This window comes from Neobacillus massiliamazoniensis, from assembly GCF_001048695.1.
Classification (GTDB): domain Bacteria; phylum Bacillota; class Bacilli; order Bacillales; family Cytobacillaceae; genus Neobacillus; species Neobacillus massiliamazoniensis.
The window spans coordinates 597,936-617,528 of sequence record NZ_CVRB01000003.1 but is presented as its reverse complement, the minus strand read 5'-3'; the positions used below and the strand labels follow the sequence as shown (position 1 = coordinate 617,528).

Annotated in this window: 15 protein-coding genes and 2 riboswitches; of the genes, 3 read left to right on the top strand and 12 right to left on the bottom strand. The window is 36.1% G+C overall.

The genetic code is table 11. The annotated features are described in order from the left end of the window. Window position 1: 1 nt before the first annotated feature. The 4 genes from cobK to BN1082_RS15650 form a co-directional block, all read right to left on the bottom strand. Complete coding sequence (cobK, locus tag BN1082_RS15665; protein WP_090635557.1) at window positions 2-799, bottom strand: precorrin-6A reductase; 798 nt, start codon at window positions 797-799, stop codon at window positions 2-4. Continuing rightward, window positions 796-1,758, bottom strand: coding sequence for a sirohydrochlorin chelatase (locus BN1082_RS15660; protein WP_090635555.1), 963 nt, complete (start codon window positions 1,756-1,758; stop codon window positions 796-798). Before BN1082_RS15660 ends, cobK begins: the two co-directional genes overlap by 4 nt. 46 nt (window positions 1,759-1,804) lie before the next feature. Next, window positions 1,805-3,430, bottom strand: coding sequence for a precorrin-3B C(17)-methyltransferase (gene cobJ / locus BN1082_RS15655; protein WP_090635553.1), 1,626 nt, complete (start codon window positions 3,428-3,430; stop codon window positions 1,805-1,807). Window positions 3,431-3,496: 66 nt separating this feature from the next. After that, entirely contained in the window at window positions 3,497-3,880 is a 384-nt protein-coding gene (locus BN1082_RS15650; protein WP_090635548.1) for a (2Fe-2S) ferredoxin domain-containing protein, read from the bottom strand. Between the two features lie 126 nt (window positions 3,881-4,006). Continuing rightward, window positions 4,007-4,196, bottom strand: a riboswitch (cobalamin riboswitch). A 134-nt stretch (window positions 4,197-4,330) separates the two neighbouring features. Continuing rightward, a riboswitch (cobalamin riboswitch) is annotated at window positions 4,331-4,525 on the bottom strand. A 462-nt stretch (window positions 4,526-4,987) separates the two neighbouring features. Here BN1082_RS15650 and BN1082_RS15645 point away from each other — a divergent pair. After that, entirely contained in the window at window positions 4,988-6,415 is a 1,428-nt protein-coding gene (locus BN1082_RS15645; RefSeq protein ID WP_090635546.1) for a PQQ-dependent sugar dehydrogenase, read from the top strand. Window positions 6,416-6,698: 283 nt separating this feature from the next. Here BN1082_RS15645 and BN1082_RS15640 read toward each other — a convergent pair whose 3' ends face one another. Continuing rightward, window positions 6,699-8,354: a FixH family protein gene (locus tag BN1082_RS15640; protein ID WP_090635543.1), complete on the bottom strand. Its 1,656-nt coding sequence runs from the start codon at window positions 8,352-8,354 to the stop codon at window positions 6,699-6,701. 556 nt (window positions 8,355-8,910) lie between these two features. Here BN1082_RS15640 and BN1082_RS15635 point away from each other — a divergent pair. Beyond that, a complete protein-coding gene (locus tag BN1082_RS15635; protein WP_176699825.1) occupies window positions 8,911-9,330 on the top strand; it encodes a hypothetical protein in 420 nt (139 codons plus the stop codon). Between the two features lie 126 nt (window positions 9,331-9,456). Here BN1082_RS15635 and BN1082_RS15630 read toward each other — a convergent pair whose 3' ends face one another. The 4 genes from BN1082_RS15630 to BN1082_RS15615 all read right to left on the bottom strand — a co-directional run bounded on the left by BN1082_RS15630 (window position 9,457) and on the right by BN1082_RS15615 (window position 12,436). Continuing rightward, the gene (locus BN1082_RS15630; RefSeq protein ID WP_090635538.1) at window positions 9,457-9,702 is read right to left on the bottom strand and encodes a hypothetical protein; all 246 of its coding nucleotides are present in this window, start codon (window positions 9,700-9,702) and stop codon (window positions 9,457-9,459) included. Continuing rightward, entirely contained in the window at window positions 9,686-9,961 is a 276-nt protein-coding gene (locus tag BN1082_RS15625; protein ID WP_090635536.1) for a hypothetical protein, read from the bottom strand. Before BN1082_RS15625 ends, BN1082_RS15630 begins: the two co-directional genes overlap by 17 nt. A 288-nt stretch (window positions 9,962-10,249) precedes the next feature. Further along, window positions 10,250-11,668 carry a sensor histidine kinase gene (locus tag BN1082_RS15620; RefSeq protein WP_090635534.1) on the bottom strand — a complete coding sequence of 473 codons (1,419 nt, stop codon included), beginning with the start codon at window positions 11,666-11,668 and terminating at the stop codon, window positions 10,250-10,252. A 321-nt stretch (window positions 11,669-11,989) separates the two neighbouring features. Further along, on the bottom strand, window positions 11,990-12,436 hold the full coding sequence (locus BN1082_RS15615) for a cell wall hydrolase (RefSeq protein WP_090635531.1): 447 nt from the start codon (window positions 12,434-12,436) through the stop codon (window positions 11,990-11,992). Between the two features lie 242 nt (window positions 12,437-12,678). Between BN1082_RS15615 and BN1082_RS15610 the strand changes: the two genes are divergently transcribed. After that, the gene (locus tag BN1082_RS15610) at window positions 12,679-14,352 is read left to right on the top strand and encodes a multicopper oxidase family protein (RefSeq protein ID WP_090635529.1); all 1,674 of its coding nucleotides are present in this window, start codon (window positions 12,679-12,681) and stop codon (window positions 14,350-14,352) included. Window positions 14,353-14,568: 216 nt separating this feature from the next. On the opposite strand, the gene BN1082_RS15605 is transcribed toward BN1082_RS15610, so the two are convergent. The 3 genes from BN1082_RS15605 to BN1082_RS15595 form a co-directional block, all read right to left on the bottom strand. Further along, entirely contained in the window at window positions 14,569-16,758 is a 2,190-nt protein-coding gene (locus BN1082_RS15605; RefSeq protein WP_245640451.1) for an RNA degradosome polyphosphate kinase, read from the bottom strand. Window positions 16,759-16,890: 132 nt separating this feature from the next. Beyond that, complete coding sequence (locus tag BN1082_RS15600) at window positions 16,891-18,429, bottom strand: Ppx/GppA family phosphatase (RefSeq protein WP_090635527.1); 1,539 nt, start codon at window positions 18,427-18,429, stop codon at window positions 16,891-16,893. A gap of 205 nt (window positions 18,430-18,634) precedes the next feature. Continuing rightward, window positions 18,635-19,573 carry a CHAD domain-containing protein gene (locus BN1082_RS15595; RefSeq protein WP_090635524.1) on the bottom strand — a complete coding sequence of 313 codons (939 nt, stop codon included), beginning with the start codon at window positions 19,571-19,573 and terminating at the stop codon, window positions 18,635-18,637. Window positions 19,574-19,593 lie beyond the last annotated feature (20 nt).

Here is a 19,593-nt window from a genome sequence, read left to right as displayed (position 1 = left end):
ACTAAAATGAATGTTGTGTTGTGACGGTTGGGGTGAAACCAACCTTTTTATGTAATTCCTGAATGACATCGATAAAATTGGCATATGCCGTTCCATAATTAAGTTTTGGACGGGCTATCAGGATGATCTCAATTCCCAGTTCCTTTGCCGCTTCGACCTTTTCATCGACCGATCCGACTTTCCCACTCTCTTTTGTCACCATTAAAGTCACGCCATATTGCTGATAAAGCGCTTGGTCGAACTCTTTTGAGAATGGGCCCTGGATAGCGACAATATTTTTTTGTGGCAGGCCTAGTTGCTCGCATTTTTCCATATTTTCAACGCGCGGCAACATCCGGGCGATTAAGCGGATTTCAGGGTCGCCTAATAACTTTTCCGTAAAGATCTGAAGGGTCTTGCTGCCGGTCGTCAGCATCACAACACCTTTTTTGGCGGCTGCGATCTCCGCTGCTTGCTCATAGCTATCGACAACTCGCATCTTTTCATATTGGAACGTTTGCGACTCCCGCTCGTAACGGATATAGGGGATTCCCACCGTTTTAGCCGCATGAATCGCGTTTTTGGAAGCTTCTTCGGCAAAAGGGTGACTTGCATCGACGATGGCTTGAATTCCTTTCGTCTCAATCAAACGCACCATCTCTTCATCGGTTAATCTTCCTGTTTGAACCTTGATCCCGGTCTCCCTATATTCAGTTGCCGCATTTTCAGTGACAACCGTAGCAAGGGGATCAAAGCCATCCTTCTTTATTTCCAAAGCAAGAGCTCGTGCATCACTTGTTCCGGCTAATACTAAAATCATCCTCTATCCCCAACCTTCTGCACTGCGTGTTCATGGTGATCATGATCATGATGATCGTGGTCATGATGATGATGATGATCGTGGTCATGGTCATGATCATGGTCATGGTCATGATCATGGTCATGGTCATGATCATGGTGGTGGTGATGATGGATATGTTCCATCACATTCAGGCGGTATTGGCACGTATCACAGTTCATCTTCACCTCATCGCGGAGTGCTTCTTCCACCCGTTCCGTTAAAATCGTCTGCAGTTTCGGATGATAACCAAAATAGTCAGCTAATTTAAATTCAACCGCTGAATATTGAGTTTGAAAGAGGTTCATCATCTCATCCAGCCGTTTTATCAAAATGCCAGTAAATAAAAAGTATGGAAGGATAACCACTTTCTTGGCCCCAAGCTTTATACATCGCTCAATCCCTTCATCGACAAGGGGATTGGTAACACCCATAAAAGCAGGTTCGACGATTTTATAGTTTGTTTTTTCCCATAATAATCTAGCAATCTTATATAAATCACTATTAGCATCCGGATCGCTCCCACCGCGCCCTAACAAAAGGACGGCGGTATCATCCTCTGGAAGATCCAAGCTCTCCCCAATTTCTGTTAATCTCGTTTTTAAAATTTCAAATGTTTCCTCATGGACACCAATCGGTCTGCCATAAGTAAATTGTACGAATGGATATTTCTTCTTGGCCTCATCAATCGCCGCTGGAATATGAATTTTGGAATGCCCTGCCTGTAAGAGCATAATTGGAATCAGCACAATATGGTCGGTCCCCTTCGCGACACAAACCTCAATTCCTTGGTTCACCGTTGGTCTTTCGAATTCTAAAAAGCACGTCTCAATCAGGATGCTATCGTCCCATGTACTTCTCATCGTTTCGATGAACTCACGAACCTGATTATTCCCCTCATGATCTTTACTCCCATGACCCACAAATAAAATGGCTTTCAAAATGTTTCCCCCTTTGTTTGTTGTGCTAATCCTAATGATTGCCCGGTTACTCCCCACATATTGGAACTTCAATTTTTATATTCGGTGTTATGTCCTGGTGCATGAAACCTTGAACTTGCTTAACCCGCTTAAAAAATTTATAGAACCGTTCATTTGGATAGGCTTTCTGTTTGTATTCCTGGACAATCCGCTCCACTACTTCGACGATTTCATCCGGTGCGATCCCTTCCGCTACGATTTGGCCGGGATGGGCCGTTCTACCAGCTGTCTTTGCTCCTAAAAATAAATCGAAAGCCCCTTTGCGGTAGACCAGGCCAATATCCTCTTTTACTGCTCCGTAGCAGGCCATACCGCAGCCGTTCACGCCGAGTTTTAATTCCTTTGGAAGTTCCATTCCTCCAAGCCTTTCATGCAGTTCCTTTGCAAAAGGGATAGAATCCTTTTTTTCTCCGTCACAAAAGTCACACGCTTTGACGGTTAATACGTCCCCAACTGGAGCAATCAAAAAATTGGTTGAAGTTAGTTTTTCTACAATGTCATCTGGCTGGGTAGTTAGAATTTGCAGCTTCATAAAATGGTCCTGCGTGTATTCCATGGACCCTTCTTCTCCGACAATCTCGGAAAGGGTCATCATCTGTTTCGCTGTAAATTTTTTATTGGCTACACCAGGACTGACCGCAATCTCAAAAATCGATTGAAAGTCCTGCTTAACCACTTGATCGGAAGAATGGACTTGAATTTCACCAAGAATCATTTGTAAGGCTTCCTCTGCAAGAGCTCTTGGTGATTCTTTAACGGCAATCGCCGTCACTGATTTGTTTTTCGATGGCAGAACATCTTCCGTTTGCTCTAATGACCATGGTTCCGCTTCCTTTTGTAGACGTTGATGCGGTTTCAATGGCTGGATCGCATGATTTAATGTATATTTTCTCTGATAACCGCGCGGGGTTATGATTAAGCCATCGTAGAAAAAGGTAGATGAGTTTCCGATGATGACAGTCGTCAACATCCCGATTTCATGTTCAAGCATGTCTTGTAAATTGGTTAAGACGACATTTTGACTGTCTCGGTAGGCACTCTTTACCAATCCCACCGGCGTATCTGGAGAGCGATATTTTAACAGGATTTTTTGCGCTTCCACGATCTGCCTCGTTCTTCTTCCACTTTTTGGGTTATATAGAGCAATCACAAAGTCAGCCTGAGCCGCCGCTTCTATCCGCTTCTCAATTAAATTCCACGGGGTTAAATGGTCACTTAAACTGATGGTACAGGCATCGTGCATCACTGGTGCTCCCAATAATGCGGCACACGAGTTGATAGCGGAAATACCAGGGATTACCTCGACTTCTACGCCCGACGCTTTTTTCCAGCCTTTTTCGATTAACACTTCGTAGACAAGTCCTGCCATTCCATAAACACCAGCATCACCACTCGAAATCACGGCTACCGTGTAACCGAGTTCGGCCTGTTTCACTGCCTCTTGAGCCCGGCTTACTTCTTCTGTCATTCCAGTACTGATGATTTGCTTTCCTCCAATTAATCCCTTAATCAAATCGACATAAGTTTTGTAACCGATGATGATATCACTTTCCTGGATGGCTTCTTTTGCCCGTCCGGTAATATGTTTTTCATCACCAGGGCCAAAGCCAATAACCAACAGTTTCCCTTTCACTCTTGTTCCTCCTCCTTCGAAAAATTTCTTTCCAATTGTCGCCTATGAATCTAAAAAAGTTCGGTGCTAGACATTACTTTTTACAGGCTTTAACACCCCTTCAATCGATTCAGTACTTTCTGGCGCGATAAACCCTTCCTGGTCATATTGATAGATGACATATTCCGGAAGACAGGATCCCCCTGACAAATGCTGACGAACAATCTGACTTCCCACTACCGGCGTCACGTTCTTATACCAGGTTCCTTCTGGATAAACAATGGCAACAGGGGCATCATTGCATCTTCCATTGCACCGTGTCCGTGTTGTATGAATGAATGAATCCAAATCTAAATTAGCGATTTCATTCCGAATGGCTTGTGTCGCTTCTTCCCCTCCCTTTCTCATGCAGCTGCTGCCGTTACAAATTAGCACATGGTGTTTCGTCCCATTTAAATTCCAGGTTGTCATAAAACACTCTCCTTCTATTTTTATTACGCAAAAAAGCACCCCTATGAACACATAGGGGTGCAGAGCAAATACACATAAAATAATGATATATTTCCCGGCACTTCTACCTATGGTCCCGTAGGTTCATGAAGTCATTAGGCACAGGCAGGTCTCCTGACTAAGGCTCATCGTTCGATTGCGTCTTCCCGAAAAAATTTCAGTGACATTTGCAATAAACTCCCCCATACAGTGGCGGGTACCGTGACGGATTTTAACCGTACTTCCCTTTTCAGCGCAATTCTTTCCTTTGATGCGCACCTATCCTAAACGTATTCAATTTTCATTAACAATCTGAAAAGCAAAAAATCCGTTCAACAAGAGTTGAACGGATAAAACGTCAGCGTTAAGAAAAGTTAATGAAACAGTACTTTTGACCGCGAACGTTCCATCTTCTCAACCCCCGAAGAAATCGAAACTTTACAAGTTAAGACAGGTCTCCTGACTTGTGTATCTTCCTACTTTAGATCCTTCCCGTTTTCGTATATCTATTAATATACGAAACAGTGGTTTGTCTATTTCGTCCACACTTACAGTTGCGGGGACAGTTCTGGACTTTCACCAGATTCCCTATTAAGCCCAAAAGGCATCTTAACTAATATGTAACAAAACACTATTAAATTTTTTGCAAGTTTATGATAATTACCATACTAGTCTAATTATTAGAATATATCAAGTATTTTTTCTTTTGATTTGTATGACGTCAATTAGATGCAAAACTGCCTTCATGTGGCATTCTTGAGTTCAAGAACCGCGTCTGGTAAAGCAAAAGCTGTCCTCAAGAGACGGTCACTATCATCACTATAAAAAGGACGGACTTTCTCAAGAAGAAAAGAAAAATTAATATATTTATCAATCATACGAAGAAGGTGATCTTCATGTACCATTTCATCAATCGAAACAAATAGCTTTTTTGGGGGGCACATCCGAAAAGTATGTTTAGTTTTAAATACGCTGGTGCGGCAAATGGAGTAATGCCTTGTCAGATTCCTCGGTGCTATTTTGGTACTAATAGAACAGTTCTAAACATATTCTTGTAAAAGAAAACAATAAGAGGGAGTGTAAAGTTAGTTGATAAAAGTTAAGGTTAGTTTACGGCCCATTGTTAGTAGGGTAAATTTACCCACTGTTTTGAAAACAACTATACTTCCGGGTGACTCAATTGAAAGATTATTTATTGCAACCCAGGTAGGAGAGATCTTTTACATAGGAAACTCAAGTTTAAGGACTTTTTTAGATATTCGCCCGCGAATCATAAAACTAGGTGTTTCTGGTGGTGGATATGATTTTGGGGGTGGATATGATGAACGGGGATTGCTAGGTCTAGCGTTTCATCCCGAATTTTATTATAACGGTCTGTTTTATCTTCATTTTTCAATGGCTGGAACACAAGGTCCAGGTGCTCTTTCTGAACCTTTTATGCCTAACCCGTGTGATCCCAGAACCTTAAACCTGAAGTGGATAAATAGAGAAACTCAATATGATCATATTGATACAGTTGAAGAATGGATTTTACAATCGAATGGTCAACCTCAAAAACGACGGACATTACTTAACTTAAGAAGACCATTTTTAAATCATAATGGTGTCAATAGCTTAAACTTTTCACCTGAAACAGGAAGACTTGTTTTAACAACCGGAGATGGTGGATCAGGCTATGATCCATTTAATTTAAGCCAGGATATTATGGAAATAGCCGGTAAAATAATTGAAATTGACGTAGTTAAGAATACATTTATCAATAATCCACCCGTGGTCACCCGTTTTAATGAACTTCCCGTACCCATTCAGGAAACGCTTACGGTAATTGCCAAAGGGGTTCGCAATATGCCAGGCATTTCATTTCAAAGGTTTTATAATCAATATATCAAATATGTGGGAAATGTCGGACAGGATTTGGTAGAGTCGATTTATTCATTTTTTCATTATAAATCAATACCGGTTACTCAGCTTATTCAAGCTTCTTTAATGAAATCTGAAGAAGAAGGATTTATTAACTTTGGATGGCGAGGATGGGAAGGTGCTTTTCCTACTTCGTTTATAAGGGGCTGCTCAGAGAATCCGGCTTTGAATGAGAAAACGATTGCTTATTACGATGAAGCATTAAAAACTTCAGTGAGGCGTCTTCAGCCTTTAACTAGTTATTTTCATAATGATCAAAGGCCTGATAAGTTTGGAGGAACCGCTCTTACAGGAGTGCAGCCATATATGGGGAATGGAATCCCTGATTTAACGGGAAGTGTTGTGTTTACCGATTTTGCCCGAGTTGAAGAATCTCAATCTCCAGTTAGAGGGGTTTTAGCTTATAGCAGGGTAAGAACAGATGGTAAACTAAATGATTTTAGTGTTATTGAAACCGATTATAATTTTGGGCCTCAATCAGCTTATTATGTTAGTTTGGGAACGAATCTGGATCAAACCAGACTATATTTAGGTGTTTATGGCTCTATGAAAGTGACTGATTTTAACCAAGGTACTGTTTTTGAAATTGTTCCATGATAACTAAAAAATTCTACTTAATACCTGATAAATCTCTTTCTTGGATTTAATTGAATCGAAATATAAAACAAACAAGAGAGCAATCATGTCCTCATTTGATTATTTTTTCGGGTATTTAAAAGCCCAACGCTTTGATTTCATCCTAAATTTTTGTATTTCTTTTATTTTTTTCTTTTATGATGGACGTACTTCATAATTAGTAAGCACACTCATATATTCAATGTTGATTTATTGGACAGGGCTATCAAAAAATTTTTTAATGGGTTAACAAAATTTATTATTTTTATTGGCTTCCTACAATAATTCGAATGTCTGTATCAATGGTATTTAATTCCTTTGTTAGAACGTGTACATGGACGTTCCATCGACCTGCCATATTTAAATCCATACCCTTCGCTTTATATATACCATCGGTTCCTTTGTGTAAGGTAATGGTGTCATCTCCCATACCCCTCTCCATAGAAGTTAAGGTTAAGGTAACCTGCTCAATATTACTCATTGCTTGCCCATTTTGATCTTTCAAGGATACTTGTAATGTATTTTCACCAATTGCGTTGGGTGTTATATTCAGTGTTATGCTACCTGCATGTTCAACTATTTTCGTTACGTTTTCCGGTCCCGGAGACGCCATTGCTGTTGGTAAATTGGTTAATATAACTGAAAGGAGTAACACAATCATCCCGGTTATTAATTCACTCCATAATGATGTTGATAGTCCTTTTTCCTTTTTGCGTTTTCCTTTTAAAAAATTTATTGCTGCAATAATGATCATGACCACAAGCAGTATAACCTTACCTAACAATGTATTTCCATAATCGGTATAAACAAGTGAAGAAAGGTTAGGAATGTTTAAAAAAGCTCCAAAAACACCGGTAGTCGTTAAAACTAATACGATGACGGTTCCCCATTTAGAAAACCTTCTGAGTATTTCAAAGTAAAGATTCTTGGTTTCCATCATCTTGCTCAATGAAAAGAAAGCGATTATACCAACCAAACTCCCTATCCATATCGATGCTGCAAGTAAATGTAAAAAATCCATGCCAATTGGCAACGTTGGGTTTGGCCGTGAAAAAGAATGACCTGTCAAAGCCTTTGTTAATAACAAACCTATTCCGAAAATGAAAGAAATCCAAGGAAACAATGGTTTATTAAACTTTTTTGCATTTAAAAGGTAAGTAAAAATCGATAGGAAAAACAAATCATCCACTTGTAAAATCCATATTTTTCCGAGCGCTGTATTCCTGACCATGTCCATTAACGTTTGGACATTTAACACATTACTCCAGGATGTGGTTAATTCAATGGATGCCATTAAGGGTAAATTCAATAAAATACTAAAAAGTAAAAATAAAAATGAAAAATTTATTATTCTTAAAAATCTTGTTTTAACAAATTCATTTTGTGCTAATTCATTTGGCATTATCAATAGATAAAAGAAAAGGATTCCGACATAGCAAGCGTTGCTAAAATACTGAATCCAACGAATAATGATGAGGTCTAAAAGAGGTGTATATCCATTTGACTTCTGGCTTACCGTCGTTCCATCTTTGGCTTTATTTCCAGGACCTATTTGAAAAGAAATTACTCCTTGAACCGGATGTCCGTCGTTTGATATAACCTTCCATTGGATTCGATAGGCACTATTAGGAAGGTTGTGATTTAACCCGCATTCAAGAATAGTTGAGTTTTTAGGATTAATACCCCCATTCTTCTGATCAACTCGATTACCTTTTTCATCGTAAATTTGAATTGAGTTATTTACTGATTGAATGGTCTCATTAAACTGGATGGAAACCTTCTGTGGTGATTGTTTGAGTACCTCGTTATTATATGGATTGGATTTTATTATGTAAGCATGTGCATAAATTAAAGGAGGAAATGAAAATAGAATTAAACATATGACTGAAATTACTATGCTAAAGCACTTTCTATTATTCAAGCCGACTCTTCCTCCTATCTATGGCATATACAACCTCTTTCACCATTCATTCTATTGATGATTTCATCTGCTTCATTATATTTGGAGATCACACCACCAAAGCCTTTCTGAAATTGTTCCACATATTTTGATGTTTCAAATGCTAGTACCTGCGGTTAGCAACAACTTAACTAAAAACCTGGATCCAATAGAAAATAAACTAACTTAGCACTAATCGTTATATTTTGATTAACAAAATGAAAATGTGAAATATGTGTTAAGAAATATCAACATATCACAATTTATTACACAAAATAATGCACTATGCATTAACAAGCTTTATTTATCATATTAGTAAGGGACGTATTTATTAAATATATAATTAGGGGTTCGCTAATGAGGAAAATAGTTACGAAATTGACTTAAGGGGTAACAAGAATGCTCCTTTTTTTGGAAAGCAGGTGATTGTACCAAAATGTTGCTTCCGATTAGCTTTCTGCTAATATTTCTCTTGTCAAGTTTTGTAGCTTACTATACTTACAAAAATAGAAAATATCTTTCAACCATGATTGGAAGTATGACAAACTCAATGATGACAAGTATTGCAATAGGTACTTTTATAGGTGTTCTGATTCAAGAAAAGGATATAGCCATACCAACAATTTTTTCTGTATTAATAGGCATTTTTGTGGGATATGTAACTGGAAGACCTATTTCTTTAATGGCTTCATTAGAGGGAATAACTGCAGGAATAATGGGTGGTATGATGGGTGCCATGTTAGGAGTTATGTTGTCACCCCAATCTGCAGAAGTCACAGTTTACTTTATTGACATAATTGATTTTTCGATAAGTGTTTTACTACTTCGTATAATGGATGAAGAAATAAAAAACCACAAAGAATACTCACATAAAAAAAATAAAGTCAATCTCATTGTTTTCATTGCTCTTTTATTATTATTGGTTTTACTTGTAAATTTTAATTTTAAATTATTTTAGGTTGATTCATAACAGTTAGTTAACTTATACAATGAGAAAAGAATTATAAGAAAAGTGTGATGGATTTGACTATCTATCTTAAAAACAACCATTATATACAAAACCCATTCAGCTGAATGGGTTTCATTATTTCCATTTGAACATATCTTTAAAGTCAATAAAACAATATTTACACACCCAATGCTGTTCATCCTGTGTGGTATACGCTTCTCTGTATAAATCATCTTTACTGTTATCATCCATAATCTTTCTCAAACAAAACACACAGTGCTCATGGTCTTTTGATCTAGATATAAACTTTTTAAGGTAAAGTTGTGCACCGATTAAAGATGATTCTTGGTTAGTTAGTCTCCAGTCATTCTTTTCTAGCATTTAAGTCCTTCTTTCTTTTATACCAATTTTTATAGTTAGCACGACAATTATAAATTGAGCCAGACTTGGCTGGAGCCACATTTACAATTTGGGCCACATTTGCAGCTTGGACCGCATTTGCAATGAGAACCACAATTACAGTCTGGTCCACAATTGCATCGAGAGCCACATTTACAATTTGGTCCACAATTGCAACGAGAGTCACAACCATATTCAGAATCACAATCGCAATCAGGTCCACATTTACAGTGATGATCACGATTTCGAGTGGAATGGGAACTCAATTTTTATCACCTCATATTTGTTGTTATTTTAAAATATGGGAAATCAAAGAATTTGCTTGTACCAATATCTTTAATTGGACTATAAAAAACATATTGATTTAGTAAAAAAATTTAATATATGGTTGTTGTAATGACACTGGTACACTATTAATCAATTTTTTTTATTATTTTTGTGACACAAACGTTGATACATAAGCGTTTGTGTCACAAAGTCAGTTTCACAAATGTGATCCAAAATCAACCTATACAAATGAATTCTACATTTATGAATTTAAATTCATTTTTGGAAATCTTAGAACAAATTTTGTACCCTCATTCTTAACACTAAATACCTCAATTTTACCATTATGCAGTTCTACAAGTTTCTTAACAATAGATAATCCCAGTCCAAATTCTCCAAATGGATTATTGGTTCTTGAAACATCTGCTTTATAAAATCTTCCCCAAATATTTTCCACTTCACTTGCTTCGATTCCAATACCGGTGTCTTCAACCTCTATTATTGTCTCCTGTTCATCTTCTTTCCCTCGAATGAAAATTGTTCCACCACTTGTAAACTGAATACTGTTTTTAACAATATTAATGAGAATTTGTAGTAATCTATCTAAATCAGCAAAAATTATTAAGTGTTCATCGGCTTCAATAATGATCTCATTATCTTTTTCTGCTGCTTGAATGTATAATTGATCTTTAATTACCTCAATTATCTCTAACACTTGAATTTCTTGTATAAATAGCTTAATTTGATTGGACCTGATTTTATCATAGTCCAAATTTTCATTCACAAGACGTATTAATCTTTTTGCTTCTTTAGTAACAAGTGCAATCCCATTTTGTCTTTCTTTTTCGGGGATCATATTTTGATTTAATCCATCTAAAACTCCACATATAGTAGTAAGTGGGGTTTTTAATTCGTGTGAAACATCAGACATAAATTGCCTTCTTCTGCTTTCCAAGGCACTGATTTCTTCCATTGAACGATTAATTTTGTCTACCATTTGGTTAAAGTCATTTCCTAGTTCACCTATCTCATCAAAGTGGGAAGTCGGAATTGTTACAGAATAATCTCCAGAAGAAACAATTGATGTTGCTTTTTGAATACGTTTAATTCTATTAACGTGTATTCTAGATAGTAACCAACTCAATAATAAAGATACTGATAAGGCTATAAGAATGGCATAAATCAAGTAATGATTAATTTGATTTATCATCACATTAGAGCCACTAATAGGAGACGTTAGTAATATTCCCCCAACTAACTTGTTATTTATTAAATAAGGTAATGCCACAAGGGTAACTTCGTTATTAGAACCTCTAATCCTATCTTTAACTACAAGTGGTGAACCACCTTTAATTTTTCCAAGGGCAACATCCGTTAGTTTTACATCTGGAACTAGGAGTCCTTTAGGATATAGGATATTTCCATCTTGATTAAATAGAGAAAAATTAATGTTTCTACCAGCTAAAACCTCTTCATATTGTCCTATTACTTTTTCTGGACCGAATTCATTATTTTCTAACGCAAGCAGAATATTTTTTCCATACGATAATAATTCTTTAGATTTATCCTGATAAACTACCGTTTCAATATAATGTGTAAATAAGGTACTTAATAATAAAAATGCAACCAAGATAACACCTAAATGACTTAAAACTAATTGATAAAGGAACCTGATTTTCATAAATTACTCCTTCAGGATAAATTATAAAAAATAATAATTTCCACTTTTGTAAATACATTAGCAAAATTCAACATATCAAACAATAAATTCCTGAATATTTACAATTTTATTAATTTTTTATTCATAATTTTTTAACAATTATTTATTGATTTGGGATTTAATAAGTACAAGGTAAAATAATTGAATGGAAAAATGAAAAGCACAGTACAACTGTGCTTTTCATTTTTTGGATTCATATTTCAACATATCTTTAACAAAAATAAAAGTCATCCTTCGTTTTTTAAAATGATCTTGGAAAGAGTTTGATATAAAGCCTAAAATTTATCCATTAAATACATTTGGACAATCTTGTTGACTTGGTTGATAAAAACAATGGTTTTTAAAACCATCAACTAATTTTTGATCATACCATTGTGGTGGGCATTGTCCTGCCTCCCCTGGAGGGTTAAAATACCATAATGAATATGTTGCTGGATATAATCTATAATAATCTAAATTTTTTTTGGCTAATCTTTTTTCTTGTGATCTAGCTCGCTGATAAAAATAGCCTTTTTCAACACATTCAAAGGAATAATTTCCACCTTGAATTTGATAAACCATTTGGTGGACAGTTCTAATGTCTTTAAAATCCAAGCAATTGCACACTATACGATTTACACCAACATTTCCAACCATTAGCATTCCTTGTTCGCCTTCACCCTCTGCTTCGGCTCTGATCATTCTTGCCAATAAATCTACGTCATCAGTTGTATATTTTACTCTTGGCATACCGATCACCTCTTATTATACGTATGCCAGTAAGACCTTATCAGATTCACAAAAGCTAAAAATAAGAGATTCCCACTCCATCTCGCAAATAACCTTTACCATAAAATTCAAATTTTCTCTTCAACTACCACGGTAAGGGAATAAGGAAAAATTCATCCCTAGTGTTTGGTTAAAAACATAATGAACAAGTTTTCCTTCATAAACTTACTTAGAGTATTAATTGTAAGGAGGGGCTGACTCAAATGCCTGCAAAAGTAAATCTGATAAAATTCGTTGATAAACTACCGATTCCCAAAACTATTTCACCAATCAAACGAGACGAGCAAGGCTCATATTATAAAGTGACCATGAAGGAGTTTTATCAGAAGCTACACAGGGACCTTCCTCCAACCCGTTTATGGGGTTATGAAGGAAGATTTCCGGGTCCCACATTCGATGTGATGCGTAATGAAACAGTGTTTGTTAAATGGATAAATGATCTACCGAATAAGCATTTTCTTCCCGTTGATATAACGGTTCATGGGTCAGAACTAACGGTTCCAGAGGTTAGAACCGTTGTTCATTTACATGGAGGAAGAACACCTGCCAATAGTGATGGTTACCCTGAAGCGTGGTTTACAAGAAATTTTGAAGAAACGGGACCTTTATTCAAACAAGAGGTTTATTCGTATCCAAACATTGAACCAGCTACAACGTTATGGTATCACGACCATACGATAGGAATTACAAGATTGAATGTTTACGCTGGACTCGCGGGATTCTATCTCATACGAGACGCAAATGAAAAAATCCTTAATCTTCCAAGAGGAAAATATGAAATCCCTCTTTTAATTGTAGACCGTTCGATTAACCCAGATGGATCACTTTACTACCCTAGTGAACCGTCTCTAAGTAATGCAGGTCAACCTCATCAAAATAGTGAGGCTACATCTCAACAAAACAATGCTGGTCATTCTCAGCAAAGTAATGCAAATCTTCCTCTTCCCCATCCTTCAATTGTTCCTCCTTTTGATGCGGATACGATCTTGGTAAATGGTAAGGTTTATCCATATCTAGAAGTTGAACCGAGAAAATATCGATTCCGCATTTTAAACGCATCGAATAGCCGAATCCTTACTTTAAGAATGGACTCCAATCAACCTTTTTATCAAATTGGTACAGATCGTAGCTTTCTTGAGAGAACGGTAAAAATAAATGAGTTTATACTTATGAGCGCCGAGCGGGTAGATGTGATCATTGATTTTTCAAAATACTACGGTAAAACCATTATTCTAAAGAATGTCACCCAAAGTGCATCCCCGGAAACAAGAGATGTCATGCAATTCAGGGTAACCGTACCATTAAAAAGGAAAGATACGAGCTCCATACCTAACTTTTTAAGGAAAATCAAAGGTTTTCCAATAAGTATGGCAAAGAGAACGAGAGATTTAACACTTGTCAGAATTAAGGATCAGTATGGTCGTTCCTTGAATTTATTGGATGGAAAATTGTGGATGGACCGAATAACTGAAAATATTGAAGTAGATAGTATAGAAGTTTGGCGAATTATCAATGTGATCAATGATGTTCCCCACCCTATCCATATTCATTTGGTGGGCTTTCAAATTCTCGGTCGCCAGCCGTTTGATGTTTCCCATTTTCAAAAAACCGGAAACCTTATTTTTACAGGACCTTCTATTCCTCCTGAACCTTATGAAATGGGATTAAAAGATACAGTTCAGAGTCCCTTTGGATACGTTACCTCCATTATAAGCCGTTTTGGACCCTACACTGGGCGTTATGTGTGGCATTGTCATTTGTTGGAGCATGAAGATTATGAAATGATGCGCCCCATGGAGGTTATAAAAGCACAGAAAAATGACAGAGAACGCTATAGTTATCGCGATAGATTTCGAGAGAGGCATCGGAATAGATAGATACAAACATTCTTACACTTCCGATAATCCAAAGGTATCTTAATCCCCTCAATGTATACGGGTTATTTTTTTAGATTCTTTATTTAAGGGTTAATTCAAACAAATAATCGTTATTTCTTTTTTCATCACCTCTCCCATTGAACACAAAAAGAGCCTGTTACCAAAGGGCATTTTAACCCTCGATGACAGGCTCCTTCATGTTTTGTCGTTATTTTGTTATTCTAAAATATCACTTTTTCCGAATGGTTCATATCCGTTCCTGGTCAATTTATTTTTGGCTACTTGCCTCTCATTTTTGTTATCGTAAGCCATCTTACATAATAGAAGTTGACTATTAACCACAGCGTCATGGTCAGCTATTTTAACGTAATGATATTCCCCTTCAGAATCTTGTTCACGCGCCTTTACATTATCTGCAAGCATTAGTTTAAACCATCCCTTAACTCGTTCCTTTAAATGGTCTTTCAAGATCGGAAATAGGATTTCCACTCGATTTTCCATGTTCCGCGTCATCATATCTGCAGAAGATAAAAATAACTTCTCTACCCCATTATGGTGAAAATAGTAAACTCGCGAGTGTTCTAAAAAAATCCCTACAATACTTTTGACGGTAATATTTTCGCTAACTCCTTTTATGCCAGGACGCAAGCAACAGATGCCTCTGACAATTAAATCAATTTTTACCCCTGCATTGGAAGCTTCATACAGCTTCAGGATAATTTGTTTGTCGGACAAGGAATTCATTTTAGCAATGATATACCCATTCCCATTTTTGCTTTGAAAATCTATTTCCTGGTTAATTAACTCTAAGAAAGTATTTCTTATTTCAAACGGCGCTACAGACAATTGATTATATTCCGGCATATCCATATGCCCGCTTAAATAATTAAAAAAGTTAGTGGCATCTATGCCAATTTCCCGATTTGAGGTAATTAATCCCATGTCTGTGTAAATTTTAGCTGTGGCATCATTGTAATTTCCTGTTCCCAAATGCACAAAACGTTCAATTTTTCCAAGTTTACGCCGAACAACAAGCGTAATTTTGCTATGGGTTTTCAAGTGTGTCATACCGTAAATGACATGACAGCCGGCCTGTTCCAATTCTTTCGCCCATTGGACGTTGTTTTCTTCATCAAAACGGGCTTTCAATTCAACGAGAACAGTTACTTGTTTTCCGTTTTCTGCTGCTCTCTTAAGGCTTTTAATAATAGGAGAATTTCCGCTTACCCGGTAGAGAGTTTGTTTAATAGCAAGTACATCTGGGTCATTGGCGGCCTCGGAAATAAATTGAATAACCGGCTCAAACGATTCATATGGGTGATGAAGCAATATATCTTCCTTAAGTGCTTTAGAAAAAATATCTTCCCGACGATCTAAATCTTGTGGAGGCTGGGGAATGAAGGATCTTAGAACCAAATGGTCATGTGTAAAATGAATGACTTTGTAAAATGAATAGAGAAACGTCAAATCAAGAGGAGACTCTATAAAATATACATCCTTATTGTCGATTTCAAGTTCTTCTTTTAAATAATCGACCACTTGACCGTCGTAACAATGACGTTGGACTTCTAACCTTACACTTGCACCACTCTTACGTTTCTTTAGTTCTTCTTCAATTTCATGTAACAAATCTTCAGCTCCGTCTTCATCAAACTCTAAATCGGCATTTCTTGTGATGCGAAAAGGAGTGACAGAATGAATAACTTGTCCACTAAATAATTTATGTATAAAATGGGAGATTATTTGTTCTAACAAGACAAATACTCTTTCCCCGTTTTCTGAAGGCAATTCAATGAAGCGATCAAATATGGACGGAACTTGTACAATTGCTAATTTCCCATTAAAAGGGAACGGGGTGGCATTCCCTTCTCTATTTTCTTGCAGTATAATGGCTAAATTCAAAGATTTATTTAATAACATAGGAAAAGGACGGTAGGCATCTATCGCCATCGGTGTGAGAACAGGAAATAATTGTTCAGCAAAATAGGTCTCTAAAAAAGATAGATGTGAAGTATTGACTTCGGTAATCGAAATTATTTTTACCCCTTCTTTTGCTAATAAAGAGGAAAGTTCTAAAAAAATTCGATCTTGCTCCTCAACCAGTTCACTTGTAACTTTGCTAATAGCAGCGATTTGTTCTTTTGGTGTCAATCCTGCTTTATTTTCAGGTCTATTGTAGCCGGCCTTCATCTGGTCTAATAAACCAGCTACTCTGACCATAAAAAACTCATCCAGGTTAGAGCTGAAAATCGCCAAAAATTTATATCTCTCCAGTAAAGGGTTCTGTTCATCTACTGCTTCTTCTAAAACTCTTTTATTAAAAGACAACCAGCTTAACTCACGATTATTATAAAAAGATGGTGCTTCTAGATTGATTGTCAGGTTGTCTTTTCTTGTCGATACCACGTATTTACAACTCCTTCACACCATTACGAATGTATTATTTATATTTATTAAAATACCATTAAAATGTAAATTTATTGTAAAGGAAGTGTAAATATTTTATTAATTAAATTAAAAATATTTTGCAGTTATTTCTTAGTGGATAAAGACTAACTGAATATTTTTTTTGATTGCTTTTTCTAAATGTCTTAACTGTTTTTCTGCCTGATATTTTTCAGCGAAGAGATTTCCCGAGCCATCTATGGTAAAGATTAATTTATTATTTTGAAATTCATTTTGAATCGAGACATCTTTTATAACTCCTCTTTTAGATGCATCCAAGGCCGAGGCAATTTTTGTTATGGCACCTGCTATCCTAATTTCTTGCAATTCCGCTCTGGTAAACCAGTTTTCAAATGGCGCGGAGTATTGTTTTAATAAAGCTTTGTTTTTGAAGGAAGCGATTAAGGCTAACTTTAAACGGTCTTTATGTTCCAAACCATCAATCGATGTATTGGCTAAATAATAGAAAGTGTGCTGACTACTGACATCGGAATCAACAATTTGCCCCACATAATAAAGCCTAGAACTCAAATCAATCATTTTCTTTATTTCGCTACTCAATTGTAAGCCTCTGACAATTTCTAATTGGGTGTAGATTTGTTTTGCAAGCTGTGCTACATGATTTGAATGCTGGGCACTTATTCCATAATCATGCACCAGTTCTTGTATGTTAGATGACACAATCACCTCGATCTCAGTAATTTCTCGATTTTTTTCATATTCTTTAAGGTAAATTCCTTCTCTTAGTCCTTTTTTGCTAAACATAAACTTTTCTGTTCGGACATATTCGCTAATCGTGAAAAATACCTCTAAAGCAGGCAGAATAATATCAGCCCTATCCTTTGAGACACCTTCCAATTTTTCTATTTGAAGGGGATTTAATCTTTCTACCATATCAAGAATCTCTTTTAAATCTCTGGTAGACATGGTATATTGATGGATTCCGGCCAACGGATATTTCTTTAAATTTTGATCAATTTGCGCTACCGTTCTAGCACTACCTCCAATAGCAATAATTGGTACTTGCAAGTTTTTTAGCCACGGCAATTGCTGAAGGCTTTCTTGGATATACTTTATTAAGCTTTCTTTTTCTTCAAAGGATATGGTATCTCCTTTTATAAATTGCTCTTTTAACGATACGACTCCAAATGGGAAGCTATGTGAGTACTTCAATTCGCGATTTTGAAAATAAGTAATTTCTGTACTTCCTCCCCCCATATCGATCGTGACTCCTTCAGTTATAGGAGTAGTTTGAATGACAGCAAAGTAGCCATAATATGCTTCTTCTTTTTCTGATAAAATATCAATTTTAAAACCCGTTTGTTCTTTAACAATATCTAAGACGTCTTCTTTATTTAATGCTTGTCTGATCGTTGCTGTAGCAACACATTTTACTACTTCCACCTTGTGAAATTCAATAATTTCTTTAAAGCCCTTAAGGCAATTTACCAGTATCGAAATACCTTGATCGTGAAGGTTCCCGTTATCAACTAAATAATGACGTAACCTGGCAACAGATTTAATGTTCTCTTCTTCTTTATATTTTCCAAATTTATTTTTCCAGTATATAACAAGACGTATAGTGTTCGAACCTATATCTATAATGGCAAGTTTTCTATTGGCATTTTGCATTTTTAACCTCCAAATCCATTCCTTAATTTAAATTATACAAGTAACTAACTCTATTTCCTATGATGAAAAGTTATATGTGTGTAAAGAACTATTTTCATTAACTGCTTTATCATTTTAGAAAAAACAAAAAAGCCCTGAAAGAGTTTATGAAGACACCTCCATAGAGCTTTGTAGTCCATTGAATCGTTTTAATCCACCAGATGTATCAGTGACTTTCCACCGTACCATCTACGGACATTTCAGGTAACTCCACTTCTTCTAAAAGTTGCTTAAGTCTAGCTTTTAATTCCTTTTTAACATTTTGAATTTCCTTTTTTGGAGCATCGATTTTGTTTTGAAATTTCTTAATTTGCTGTAGCCAATCCTCAACATCTCTAATTTTGCTCAACTGTAATTGTAAACTTTTGTAATAAGTTTCTTTATCCTGATAGTTTTCACCAAATATCTCATTTAATATATTGAAAAGATAACGCAATGACTTTGCAATTTTCCGAACTGATTGTATGGATTCTACGGTTTCGAGTGCTGTTTTGCCCTTTTCCTTTGCAGACTGATGGTAGTGCTCTTGGAGACGGATAAAACGTTCTTCATACTCCACCAATCCAGTCTTCCTTTCCAGTGGTAAAACATAGCTTTTGAGTTCTTTGTGTAGAAAAAGCTCTATTTTTTCAAAAAAGGATTCATTCATGATTGCCGGGAATTCCTCTGTTACTAATTTATGCAATTTTTTTTGATTTTTTCTTATTAATCTTACCATCTCATTGTAAACAATCTTTTCTTCGGTTTGTCCCAACATTTCATCGAGTAGTACATCTAATACCCTTAATTTACTTAAAACTTGATTCATTTTTCTAAATGCATGAAAAATAGATTGTTTTTTAGGAACCCCTAAAAATTCAAAAATGGTACTAATTTTTTTACCAACTATTTTTGCTTTATGAATCTCCCTTGGGTCATATGATGCAATAAATTTCGAACAGGATTCTGAATATTCCTTCATTAGTTTTTCTAATACATTCTTCCAAGGGAAAACAAGCTTTTCATTTCCGGCATGTAAACAGTCTTCACATATCCACTTTTCTTTAACCTCAATGAGAGAATGTTCACTGTCACAAATACAGCATAATTGGTTTTGATTTTCCATACAAATTCACCCCGTTTTTA

What these genes read in the sequence shown, in the direction of transcription:
- BN1082_RS15620 (WP_090635534.1), bottom strand. Translation starts at nt 11,668, where the DNA reads ATGAAAATCAGGTTCCTTTATCAATTAGTTTTAAGTCATTTAGGTGTT.
- BN1082_RS15615 (WP_090635531.1), bottom strand. Translation starts at nt 12,436, where the DNA reads ATGCCAAGAGTAAAATATACAACTGATGACGTAGATTTATTGGCAAGA.
- BN1082_RS15630 (WP_090635538.1), bottom strand. Translation starts at nt 9,702, where the DNA reads ATGCTAGAAAAGAATGACTGGAGACTAACTAACCAAGAATCATCTTTA.
- cobK (WP_090635557.1), bottom strand. Translation starts at nt 799, where the DNA reads ATGATTTTAGTATTAGCCGGAACAAGTGATGCACGAGCTCTTGCTTTG.
- BN1082_RS15635 (WP_176699825.1), top strand. Translation starts at nt 8,911, where the DNA reads ATGACAAACTCAATGATGACAAGTATTGCAATAGGTACTTTTATAGGT.
- BN1082_RS15600 (WP_090635527.1), bottom strand. Translation starts at nt 18,429, where the DNA reads ATGCAAAATGCCAATAGAAAACTTGCCATTATAGATATAGGTTCGAAC.
- BN1082_RS15650 (WP_090635548.1), bottom strand. Translation starts at nt 3,880, where the DNA reads ATGACAACCTGGAATTTAAATGGGACGAAACACCATGTGCTAATTTGT.
- BN1082_RS15610 (WP_090635529.1), top strand. Translation starts at nt 12,679, where the DNA reads ATGCCTGCAAAAGTAAATCTGATAAAATTCGTTGATAAACTACCGATT.
- BN1082_RS15595 (WP_090635524.1), bottom strand. Translation starts at nt 19,573, where the DNA reads ATGGAAAATCAAAACCAATTATGCTGTATTTGTGACAGTGAACATTCT.